Source organism: Halomonas saccharevitans, assembly GCF_900116405.1.
Taxonomy (GTDB): domain Bacteria; phylum Pseudomonadota; class Gammaproteobacteria; order Pseudomonadales; family Halomonadaceae; genus Halomonas; species Halomonas saccharevitans.
The window spans coordinates 1-10,397 of sequence record NZ_FPAQ01000061.1 but is presented as its reverse complement, the minus strand read 5'-3'; the positions used below and the strand labels follow the sequence as shown (position 1 = coordinate 10,397).

Annotated in this window: 12 protein-coding genes and 1 pseudogene; 1 reads left to right on the top strand and 12 read right to left on the bottom strand. The window is 60.3% G+C overall.

The window, feature by feature from the left end; all coding sequences use genetic code 11:
- The coding region (locus BM388_RS16885; RefSeq protein WP_139233981.1) for a helix-turn-helix domain-containing protein at positions 1-231 on the bottom strand (231 nt) is incomplete at its 3' end.
- A gap of 91 nt (positions 232-322) precedes the next feature.
- Here BM388_RS16885 and BM388_RS17720 point away from each other — a divergent pair.
- The gene (locus tag BM388_RS17720) at positions 323-2,011 is read left to right on the top strand and encodes a Tn7-like element transposition protein TnsE (protein ID WP_175535143.1); all 1,689 of its coding nucleotides are present in this window, start codon (positions 323-325) and stop codon (positions 2,009-2,011) included.
- Here the strand turns inward: BM388_RS17720 and BM388_RS18135 are convergent.
- The 11 genes and pseudogenes from BM388_RS18135 to BM388_RS16830 form a co-directional block, all read right to left on the bottom strand.
- Positions 1,967-2,121, bottom strand: a pseudogene (locus tag BM388_RS18135) (IS481 family transposase); the annotation flags it as partial. The gene BM388_RS17720 and the pseudogene BM388_RS18135 overlap by 45 nt on opposite strands.
- Before the next feature lie 242 nt (positions 2,122-2,363).
- The gene (locus BM388_RS16875; RefSeq protein ID WP_089852319.1) at positions 2,364-3,377 is read right to left on the bottom strand and encodes an isocitrate dehydrogenase; all 1,014 of its coding nucleotides are present in this window, start codon (positions 3,375-3,377) and stop codon (positions 2,364-2,366) included.
- A 59-nt stretch (positions 3,378-3,436) separates the two neighbouring features.
- Entirely contained in the window at positions 3,437-5,518 is a 2,082-nt protein-coding gene (locus tag BM388_RS16870; protein ID WP_089852317.1) for a HelD family protein, read from the bottom strand.
- A 36-nt stretch (positions 5,519-5,554) separates the two neighbouring features.
- Positions 5,555-7,171 (bottom strand): peptide chain release factor 3, encoded by a 1,617-nt coding sequence (locus BM388_RS16865; RefSeq protein WP_089852315.1) that lies wholly within the window; start codon positions 7,169-7,171, stop codon positions 5,555-5,557.
- A 60-nt stretch (positions 7,172-7,231) separates the two neighbouring features.
- Positions 7,232-7,543: a hypothetical protein gene (locus BM388_RS16860; protein ID WP_089852313.1), complete on the bottom strand. Its 312-nt coding sequence runs from the start codon at positions 7,541-7,543 to the stop codon at positions 7,232-7,234.
- Positions 7,544-7,546: 3 nt separating this feature from the next.
- Entirely contained in the window at positions 7,547-7,780 is a 234-nt protein-coding gene (locus BM388_RS16855) for a hypothetical protein (protein WP_089852311.1), read from the bottom strand.
- A gap of 249 nt (positions 7,781-8,029) precedes the next feature.
- Entirely contained in the window at positions 8,030-8,518 is a 489-nt protein-coding gene (locus tag BM388_RS16850; protein WP_089852308.1) for a hypothetical protein, read from the bottom strand.
- Between the two features lie 6 nt (positions 8,519-8,524).
- Positions 8,525-8,866 (bottom strand): TraR/DksA family transcriptional regulator, encoded by a 342-nt coding sequence (locus BM388_RS16845; RefSeq protein ID WP_089852306.1) that lies wholly within the window; start codon positions 8,864-8,866, stop codon positions 8,525-8,527.
- Positions 8,867-8,990: 124 nt separating this feature from the next.
- A complete protein-coding gene (locus BM388_RS16840; protein ID WP_089852304.1) occupies positions 8,991-9,458 on the bottom strand; it encodes an S-ribosylhomocysteine lyase in 468 nt (155 codons plus the stop codon).
- A gap of 60 nt (positions 9,459-9,518) precedes the next feature.
- Positions 9,519-9,866: a putative quinol monooxygenase gene (locus BM388_RS16835; RefSeq protein ID WP_027960478.1), complete on the bottom strand. Its 348-nt coding sequence runs from the start codon at positions 9,864-9,866 to the stop codon at positions 9,519-9,521.
- Positions 9,867-9,890: 24 nt separating this feature from the next.
- Positions 9,891-10,397 (bottom strand): methionine adenosyltransferase domain-containing protein (locus BM388_RS16830; protein WP_175535142.1); only part of this gene is annotated, 507 nt, incomplete at its 5' end.

Below are 10,397 nucleotides of genomic sequence, written 5' to 3'. Positions count from 1 at the left end.
CATGCTCGGCAGGCGCTTCGTCCACTTCCACGCGGTACGGCGCCGGTGATCACTGAGCGTCTGGGCCTGTTCAGGATCATAGCCACCTGAGGTGGCGTTGCGGCGCAGTTCACGACTGATCGTGCTGCCGTGGAGGCCCAGCTCCCTGCCGATCTGGCGCTGGCTGATGCCCAAGTCATAGCGGGCGTGGATCTGGTATCGTTGGATCTGGGTCAGCTGTCGGTATCCCATGCTCTGCTTCACTTTGGTCGGTAAAGCAGGGAGGGTATCGGCGCTGGCCCTCCTACCTCTACCGTGTGGTCCAAAGCGCTGCAGTTATTCTATGAATCCAGGGGATATACCGACCGATGCGAAGCTTGTGGCCATGGGTAACCACTTCCGGCGCAGCGGTGAGCGACAGCAATGGCGAGTAGCAGCCTATTTCAGGGACCATCAAGGCAAAGACCTGACGCGAAACTTTGCCGTCGAGGCACTGTGTGTGATGGGACTGGGGCGTCAGTTTGTGCAGCTTGAAGATGAGCTCTACAGGAGTAGCGGCTTTAAGCAGGAGTTCTTTCTGCCACCAGTGACTTCTTGGCAGGAATGCTGCTTGGGAGACTGTCCCCGTCTCTCGAGGCGATTGGCTGTGAGGGGCGAAGTGGCCGAGCAGAAATGTTTCGTCTTCAATACCGGGAAGATCACCGTCTGGCTTCCCAAGTTCGAGCTGGCCAGGAAGTTATTCTTTCATGCTGGATTCCTTACAAGGGCAGCGTACCAGCCCAATGGCTTGGACATCATCTTCAACGTCTCAAAGGATGAAGACGAGGCAATCCATATTCACACGCCTGCCAAGACCGGTGCCCCGGTCAGCACCTTTAGGAGAAAGGCTTATCGCGAACTATTAGCTTGGCTCCTGCTCAGCGACGACGTACGCCGATCTTTCGATTCCATCTGGATGCTTCTTAACCGTAACCTACGAGAGCGTAATGGCTATCAGCGATGGCAGTTTGATTTTGAGCCTCCTAGTACTCTAGATGGTGTGAAGGTCAATGTTAGGGGCCCCTATGATAGTGATAAGCGAGAAATGCTTATCTGGGAGATATCTTCCCTACATGGCTTGGATGCAGGCGCCAGCGAGCAGGAAGTTTACTTCCATCATCCTAGCCTGAAGCTGCCGGTCAGAGGGACTGGTGAAGGTCTAGGGGGTGCTGGAGTTCAAGACCCTGGCGACATAGAAATAGATACGGATCAGGAATCGGATGAGGCCAAGGAAAGGCAATCAATAGAGCTCGCTATGGAGGATCTCGTTTTCTCTAACTCCGCTATTACGAAGCTTGCGTATAATGGCAAGCAGACAGGGAGGCTAGGGATGGAAGCTCAGGATGAACTAGATAGCCCCAATAGCCCCAATAGCCCCAATAGCTCCAATAGCTCCAATAGCTCCAATAGCTCCAAGGTTTTTGGTATCGGCGATGACGTCATCGGTGGTAGTATCGCGCCGGGAGAATATCAGCAACTTGAAGCGGCAGAGAAGAAGTACTCAAACCGATTCGTTATGCTTAAGCAGATCATAAGGCAGATAGACAGTGAGTCGGGTGAAAAGCTAAGACTTCTGGAGCTAAAAGTACAGCCGTTACCCCATGTTCCGCGTTGTGGCTACCATAAAATGGAGGATGGGCAGCAACGGTGTTATTTGATGGCAAAGTTTTATTTGGAAGATGGAGGCGAGCGCTATATCCTAGAGGTCGATACTTCGGATAATAAGAAAAAACTGTCCACAAAAATATTTAGTTTTAAGGGGGACGTTGATGAAAGGAGTAGTGTTGATAAAGTTGTTAGAGGTGTTGTGAGGAGGTCGTTGAGTTGGCCAAGAAATATGGGGAAATACTGTGAAATTGTGTGCTCGGTTCATCACCCAAAAGAGAGTGATGGAGATGAAGCAAAGCAAAAGATAAGTTCTTGGAGAGCTCGTATCAAGTCATGCTTGCTATGTGTCGGGTCCAGTGTGATTGATCACTCGCTTGGAAAATAGCTCAGGGCATTTTTTCTGCCATTCCTTCATTACCGTAATCGGTTATTGATGGTGTAGCGCCTTCTTTGGGATGGGTGGTTGTACAGCCATATGTAGCGTTTCCTGGATTCATAGAACTATTGCAGGATTGCGCCATACGAAGAATGGCGCAATCCTGCACTTATTGCTTGAATTCAGGCCTCTCAGTGTGGCGTAACAACGCCGGTTAGGGTGGGGAGGACTCCATCCCATTGTTTACTCGTGACATAACCCCGGTGCAGCCCTATGTGGTCTTCACCGGGAGTTTTGTATCTCTTGTTTTTTTCTTACTTAACCAAGGAAATTATAGAAAAAACACCCCACTCTAAGACCTTTATCTCCGAACTACTTTAACCAACGCATCGGCGAACGTGTCGGTATTACCGCCTCCGCCCATGTCCGGGGTGACCTGCTCGCGATCATTCTCCAGTACCTCGCGGATGCCACCCCGGATCTTCGCGCCCTTCTCCACCATGCCCAGATGGTCGAGCATGTCAGCCGCTGCGAGCAGCAGTGCACAGGGGTTGGCGATCTTCTTGCCGGCGATGTCCGGCGCCGAGCCGTGCACCGCCTCGAAGATGGCCACCTCACTGCCGATGTTGGACCCCGGGGCCAGGCCCAGACCACCGACCAGGCCGGCACACAGATCGGAGAGGATGTCACCGAACAGGTTGGTGGTGACGATGACATCGAACTGGTTGGGATTCATCACCAGCTGCATGCAAGCATTGTCGACGATCATCTCCTCGAGCTCGATCTCGGGATAGTCCCTGGCCACCTCGCGGGCAACCTCCAGGAACAGGCCAGAGCTGGTCTTGATGATATTGGCCTTGTGCACCGCGGTGACCTTCTGACGACCGCGCTGACGAGCCAGCTCGAAGGCGTAGCGCACGATGCGCTCGGAGCCGCTGCGGGTCACGCGAATGCTCGACAGGGCGATCTCGCCATCCTCGGAGAGGCTCTGGCCTTCGGCGAGATAGGCGCCTTCGGTGTTCTCGCGCACCGTGATCAGGTCGATGTTGTCATAGCGCGAGCGGGTACCGGGAAAACTGACCGCCGGACGCACGTTGGCATAGAGGTCGAAGTGGCGGCGCAGCTGCACGTTGATGGAGGAGAACCCCTTGCCGATCGGGGTGGTCAGCGGCCCCTTGAGGGCCACGCAGTGTGTCGCTATCGCCGCCAGCGTCTCGGGAGGTACCAGGGTGCCATGCTTGTCCAGGGCCGCAAGGCCGGCATCATGAAACTCGTAGGTCAGGTCGCAGTCGAGCGCATCCAGCACGCGCAGGGTGGCCTCCATGATCTCGGGGCCGATGCCGTCACCTTTCAATACCGCTATCGTTTGACTCACCTGGGGGTCCTCATGGTGGGTGGTGGGTAATGTGTTGAATGGAGGGGCCGTGCCGCCCGTCAGGCGCCGTCAAGGAAGGGCGTCAGGGGGCCGGCATGGGTCAGCGCCAGGCGGTGCATGGCCCGGGTGCAGGCCACGTAGAGCAGGTTGCGCTCCATGTCGGTGGCATAGTTCTTCGCCGTTACCTCGGGCACGATGACCCGGTCGAACTCCAGGCCCTTGGCCATGTGCGCGGTGCAGACCACGATGCCCTGGCCAAAGGCGCTGCTCTTCTCGCCGAGCAGCTGCAGCCGCTCGAAGTTGCCGTGCTCGCCGCTCTCCAGCGCCTCGAAGACCTTCCTGGCCTGCTTCTGGGTCTTGCAGACGATCCCCAGGGTGTTGTGCTCGGAGGCGGCAAAGTCGCGGGCCAGCTCGCCGATGGTGGCGAGCTCCGCCTTGCGGGTGCGGGCCTTGAGCACCGCCGGCTCCTCGCCGTGGCGTTCGATCGCCTGCAGCTCGGGATTGGGCGAGATACGCTGGGCGAAGCGGGTGATCTCGAGGCTCGAGCGATAACTCTTGTTGAGGGTCACGCAGGAGGACTGGCGCAGTACCCGGCGTATCTCCTCGGCCTTCGAGGCGCTGTAGGGATTCACCGACTGGAAGGCATCGCCGAGGATGGTCTTCTTGCACGAGAAGAGTCGGCCGATCACCGCATACTGCACCGGGGTGTAGTCCTGCATCTCGTCGATCAGCAGGTGCTTGACCTCGCGCCAGCGCGAGCGCACGCCCTCCAGGCGCATCTTCAGGTAGATCAGCGGGAAGACGTCGGCATACTCCAGCCGCCCCCGGGAGGCGGTCCTGAACAGCTCCGGCCGTCCCAGCCAGTCGTAGAAGCCTTTGTAGGTCTCGCGCAGGGTCGCCTGCCTGAGCATCGTCTTGACGGCCGCCTTGAGCTGCTTGCGCTCCTCGGGTTCCAGGTCGTAGTTGTACTGGTTGCCGATCTTGCGCTCGATCTCCCAGCTCACCTGATTGAGGCGTTCATTGGTGGGCAGGTGACGATGCTTGCGGAAGACCTCCTCGAGCAGCCAGGCGGGCACCAGCCGTCGGGCTATCCACAGGTCCTTGGCGGCGAAGCGGTTGGCCTCAATGTGACCCGCATAGCGGTCGAGCTCGGTCAGGAATTCCGGCGAGGCCTTGTAGCGCAGCCGCGCCTTCATGGCCTCGTCGTCCTTCTCGAGCAGCGCCGTGGTCTGCTCGAAGAAGCTCTCGAAGCGGTAGTGGCCGTCGAGCAGCTCATCGGCCAGCTCCTCCATGCCGACCTGATTGACCGTCTCCTCACCGAGCTCCGGCAGCACGTTGGCGATGTAGTCGGAAAACACCCGGTTGGGCGAGATGATCAGGATGTCCTCGGAGCTCAGGCTGTCCTTGAAGCGATAGAGCAGATAGGCAATGCGGTGCAGGGCGATGGAGGTCTTGCCTGAGCCCGCCACCCCCTGGATCACCAGCGCCTGGGCCTCGTCATTACGGATGATGGCGTTCTGGTCGCGCTGGATGGTGGCGACGATGTTCTTCATGCCCTCGTCGGAGGCGCGGCTCAGTTCCTCCTGGAGCACCTCATCGACCACGTGCACCGCGCTGTCGATCATCAGCTCGATCTCGCCGCCCTTGATGCGAAACTGCCGCTTCAGGGAGATCTCGCCCGCCACCGGCCCCTCGGGGCTTTCGTAGGTGGCGGGGCCGGTCTCGTAGTCGTAGAACAGCGAGGCGATCGGTGCCCGCCAGTCATGGACGCGGCTTACCCCGGCGAGGTCGTCATGGAAATGATGGATGCCGATGTAGACCGGCTCGGCCTTGCCGCCCCGGGCGAAGTCGAAGCGCCCGAAGTAGGGAGAGTGCCGAAGCTTTTCGAGCTTGTGGCGCCGGGCCAGGGCGTTGTCGCCGGTCATCACTGCCTGCTCGATGGATTCCCGTGCCGAGATCTTCTCGATATGGTCCATCTCGTCGCGGCTCGTCCAGAGGTACTCCTTCTGGGCCTGGATATCCTCGGCATAGGCCGCCAGGCGCATCTCGAGCTCCGCCAGGTTGGCCTCGATGCGCTCCAGGGTATGATCGAGCTGCCGCCGCTCGTCAGCTCGCTCGGGGGTATCGGCTTTCTGGTTCATCGTGGTCCGTTCAGGTCGGTATTCGGGGTAAGGGGATCAGGTCGCGCCCACCTCACGGGTGCTGTTGAAGTCGATCTCGGGCCACTTTTCGATGGTCAGATCGAGGATCGATCGGTTGGGGGCCATGAAGGCCATCGCCCCGGCGGCATCCCTGGCCAAACGGTTGGCATTGGCCTGGGTAAAGCGTTTCATCGCGGCGGCATCCTCGCTGCTGACCCACAGCGCCTTGTGTACCGGCACACTCTCGAAGGCAGCATCAACCCCGTATTCGGTCTGCAGCCGATGGGCAACGGTCTCGAACTGCAGTTGCCCCACGGCACCCAGGATCATTCCCGTCTTCTCAAGCGGCTCGAATACCTGGATGGTGCCCTCCTCACCCAATTCCAGCAGCGCCTTGTTGAGCTGCTTGGCACGCAACGGGTCATTGAGCCGCGCCATGCGGAAGATCTCGGGCGAGAAATGGGGGATTCCCTCGAGTTCCAGCACCTCGCCCTCGGTGATCACGTCCCCGATACGCAGGCGACCATGGTTGGGAATGCCGATGATGTCGCCCGCAAAGGCGGAGGCGAGATGGGCCCGCTCCTGGGCCATGAAGGTGATGGCGTGATCGAGGCGGATCGTCTTGCCGCTTCTGACATGTCTGGCCTTGAGGCCTTGGCGGTATTCCCCGGAACAGATCCTCAGGAAGGCGATGCGATCCCGATGCAGGGGATTCATGTTGGCCTGGATCTTGAACACGATGCCGGTAAAGGCACCATCGTCGGGCCGTACCGTACGCTGACGGGCCTCGCGCTGGCGGGGCGGAGGCGCCCAGGACACCAGCGCCTGGAGAATGTCTCGCACCCCGAAGTTGTTGATCGCGGAGCCGAAGAACACTGGCGAGAGGTCGCCGGCGAGAAAGGCGTCATGATCGAAGGATTCGGCCGCCTCGCGCACGATCTCCACTTCCTCCTTGAAGGTGGCGTGTGCGATCGGAAAGTGTTCCACGAGGTAGGGATGATCTTCTCCCTCCAACACTTCGAGGTCGGTCTCGGGACGACTCTCCCCCGGGGTGAACTTGAGCATTCGCTCGCTGCCCAGGTCGAAGACGCCGGCGAACTGCTTGCCCATGCCGATGGGCCAGGTGATCGGCGCGCAGGGCATGCCCAGGATCTCCTCGATCTCGTCGATCAGTTCCAGGGGGTCACGGACCTCGCGGTCCATCTTGTTGATGAAGGTAATCACCGGCGTCCTGCGTAGCCGGCACACCTCCAGCAGCTTGATGGTCTGCGCCTCGACACCCTTGGCGGCATCGATGACCATCAGCGCCGCGTCCACCGCGGTGAGCACCCGGTAGGTGTCCTCCGAGAAGTCCTGGTGGCCGGGGGTGTCGAGCAGGTTGATCACGCAGCCGTCATGCTCGAACTGCATGACGGAGCTGGCCACCGAGATGCCACGCTGTTTCTCGACCTCCATCCAGTCCGAGGTCGCGAACTGCTGGCTCTTCTTGCCCTTGACGGTACCCGCCGAACGGATGGCACCGCCGTACATCAGCAGCTTTTCGGTCAGCGTCGTCTTGCCGGCATCCGGGTGCGAGATAATGGCGAAGGTACGTCGTCTCGCCACCTCCTGCGGGAGAGAGGCGGCAGTCTTGAGGGTTGCGCTTGATGACATGGTTGACCTGATGGGAACGCGAAGTGGGAGTCTCTGAACAACACGAGAAACGACGCGTTGCTAATCCCAGGCGGGCTCCCTGGCGATGGCCGACTCCTGCTCGGCGAGCACCGGGTCGTGGTGGCGCCAGTACACCGAGCTGATGCCCGGCCCCGCCCCCATCAGCAGCACGGCATCGATAGGGTTGAGCGCCTGGTCAGCCTCTAGCGCCATCCCTGACAGGGTGCGATGCCCGTATACGCGCTGCCCCATGAACAACAGGTCGTAGTCCACACAGGCACCCTGCGCGGGACGTTGCTGGTCGATGCTCAAGTAGCCCTGCTCCAGCAGCTGCTGGACGCGCGACGATGACAATTGATCAAGAGTGTTCATGGATCATGCCTCCTGGAAACGCCAGGCCCGAACGCCTCGTACCAAGACCCGATTGGTTCGGCTCAGGAAACGTCCCCGCTCGAAGGAGGCCGACGTCACACCGGCGTCGTGCATGTCCTGGTAGACCACCAGCAGGCTCGTGCGCGAATCGAGTGGCAGGTAGTGGTGGACGCTGATCCAGCCATCCGCTGAGGAAAGCTCACCAACGTCGGGGAGAAAGGCACTTTGGCCGCTCATTGATTTTCCCTCTCTCGACCCGCGGCTCATGCAAACCGAGAGTCGGGCAAACGCTAGGGTCCGACATCACATGAGATGCCGACGAACAGGTTGCAAATAGAGGGAAACGCGCTAGGGCGGACCGGGGAAGGTGTCGGTGAGTAACTGTGTCAACGGATTGCTCCTCTTGCAGTTACCAGCGACCTCGGCAAAGGTATCTGGATGGTCAGGTAAATAGGCGTTCACGATAACAAACCCTTGAACGGCTGTTCAAGTCAGGGGGGCACTGACGCCCTGTTCCTCGACGAGCCGATTGGCGTACAGCACAGCCTCCTGATGGCCGCTGGCAATCAGTTGGAGATGCTTCAGGTGATGGTGCTCCCCGATTTCCTTCAGGATCGTCAGGCAAAGCCTTGCTGCGAGGCCATCCTCGATGGGAGACAGTCCCACCTCCTCCGGAAGCGGTAAGGCCAGGGATGCGACTTCGTGTATATCCGCAGCACGGAGGGCAAACCGGTAACACTTGAGCAGTTCCCGCCATCCCTCCTCCGACACCCGGGAGGGAGGCATGAACTTGATCATCTTGGGAGTGGCCTCACCGGGCGACCATGCCATCCAGGCCTGACCCACCGCCGCCGTGCCAAGGTTGCGCCGCTGCGCCTCGGTGGCTGGCACCACCACGGCCTCCAGGGTCTCTTCATCAAGGCCCTCCCGAAGGATGACCTCTATCGTCACGTCATTTTGCGTCAGTTTCAGCATCTCTCCTCACTCGGCACAATCGATGCATTTCAGCACGGTGGGATCCCACTCCAGTCGCTTAACGGCGATCCATTCACCGCACTCGATACACTCCCCGAACGTTCCTCGATCCAGGCGAGCCAAGGCCGCGTCGATGCGGCGGATCGCCAACTGTCGACGATCCTCCTCGGCTTGGGCCATGGCCTGGCCCTGCAGGGCATCCATGCGCGACAGGCGGCCCACTGACTGCTGGTCCAGCATCACCGTGGCACGACTCTCCTTGCTCTCGAAGCTCTGGTCGATCAGCAGGGCCTTGGCGTCTGCCAGCTGACGGGTGATCCTCTCGATATCGAGTTCCGGGTGATTCATCTCAATCCCCTCGTTCAGCGAGGCAAGGGAACCGGCGGATTGGCCCTCTGCTGCGATCCACCGGCCGAAACAATCAACGTAGCCGCTTTGATCATGAATTTGTAGAGCGGGTGGAGAAGGTGAGTTACGCGAAGACCTGGTCCCACTCGTCCCGCTTGGCCAGGAAGCCGCGGGCGATAACCTGGGCGCCTTCCAGGCTGTGGCTCGCTGCCCAGCCGCACTGCATCTCGTTGCAGGCCGGGACCTCAGTGGCCTCGAGCACGTCCTTGAGCGTGCCTTCCAGCAGCGCGAGCACCCCCGCGTAGTCATCGTGATTGATCATCGCGATGTAGAAGCCGGTCTGACAGCCCATGGGGCTGATGTCGACCACCTTGTTGGAGTGGTTGCGCGAGAGCTCGGCCATCAGGTGTTCCAGGGAATGCAGGGCGGGCATCTCCATGTGGTCCTGGTTAGGCTGGCAGATACGCATGTCGTACTTGTGGAGGCGATCGCCGTTCTCGCCGGCCTTGATGTCGGCCAGGCGCACGTAGGGCGCCTTCACCTGGGTATGGTCCAGGTTGAAGCTCTCGACGTTCATCTTCTGCTCGGTCATGAGGATCTCCTGTGGTATGCATGGGCACGGGCGGTCATGCCCGTGCCATTTATGTCGGATTCAGAGTTCCGGGGCGTCGTAGTCGTGGGGCTCGTCGGTGTAGACGCAGACATTGGCATGATCCACGTCGCCGTCATCAGCCTCGACCTGGCTGGCAAAGAACGCCTTGATCTCGCGACGGTTGCAGTGCGCCTCGAAGGCTTCTCGGCTGGCCCAGATCTCGTGGAAGACGATGGGGTAGCTGGCACCCTGGGCATTGGGGTGATCGATATGCCGGGTCACCGTGTACTGGAGGCAGCCGTCCTCGCGGTGCGCATTGGGCTCGAGCGCCTGGAGGGCCTTGAACACGGCCTGTTCGCGGCCGGGCTTGGGTTTGAAGTTGGCGATGCAGTAGAGCTTCTGGGACATCTTGTTTCTCCGTGTCGTCGGGGGTCAGAGCCTGGCGGCGTCGCGCAGGCCAGCGGCCTTGTCGGTGGCCTCCCAGGGGAAGGCCGTGAAAGTCTCGGTGTGCGCCTGGCCCTGGGTGTCGGTCCAGGTGTAGCTCGTCTCGAAGGGCTCGCGACCGAAGTGGCCGTAGGCCGCGGTCAGCTGGTACATGGGATGCAGCAGGTCGAGCATGCGGGTAATGGCGTTGGGCCGCAGGTCGAAGTGCTCGCGCACCAGCTCGATGATGCGTGCGTCATCCACCCGGCCGGTACCGAAGGTGTTGACGGAGACCGAGGTGGGCTCGGCCACGCCGATGGCGTAGGAGACCTGGATCTCGCACTTGTCGGCGAGTCCCGCGGCGACCAGGTTCTTGGCCACGTAGCGGCCGGCATAGGCGGCGCTGCGGTCGACCTTGGAGGGGTCCTTGCCGGAGAAGGCGCCGCCGCCGTGGCGGGCAGTGCCGCCATAGGTATCGACGATGATCTTGCGCCCGGTCAGGCCGCAGTCGCCCAC

Excerpts from the sequence above, each read along its gene's own strand:
- BM388_RS17720 (WP_175535143.1), top strand. The coding sequence starts at position 323 with ATGAATCCAGGGGATATACCGACCGATGCGAAGCTTGTGGCCATGGGT.
- BM388_RS16870 (WP_089852317.1), bottom strand. The coding sequence starts at position 5,518 with ATGAACCAGAAAGCCGATACCCCCGAGCGAGCTGACGAGCGGCGGCAG.
- BM388_RS16865 (WP_089852315.1), bottom strand. The coding sequence starts at position 7,171 with ATGTCATCAAGCGCAACCCTCAAGACTGCCGCCTCTCTCCCGCAGGAG.
- BM388_RS16860 (WP_089852313.1), bottom strand. The coding sequence starts at position 7,543 with ATGAACACTCTTGATCAATTGTCATCGTCGCGCGTCCAGCAGCTGCTG.
- BM388_RS16855 (WP_089852311.1), bottom strand. The coding sequence starts at position 7,780 with ATGAGCGGCCAAAGTGCCTTTCTCCCCGACGTTGGTGAGCTTTCCTCA.
- BM388_RS16850 (WP_089852308.1), bottom strand. The coding sequence starts at position 8,518 with ATGCTGAAACTGACGCAAAATGACGTGACGATAGAGGTCATCCTTCGG.
- BM388_RS16845 (WP_089852306.1), bottom strand. The coding sequence starts at position 8,866 with ATGAATCACCCGGAACTCGATATCGAGAGGATCACCCGTCAGCTGGCA.
- BM388_RS16840 (WP_089852304.1), bottom strand. The coding sequence starts at position 9,458 with ATGACCGAGCAGAAGATGAACGTCGAGAGCTTCAACCTGGACCATACC.
- BM388_RS16835 (WP_027960478.1), bottom strand. The coding sequence starts at position 9,866 with ATGTCCCAGAAGCTCTACTGCATCGCCAACTTCAAACCCAAGCCCGGC.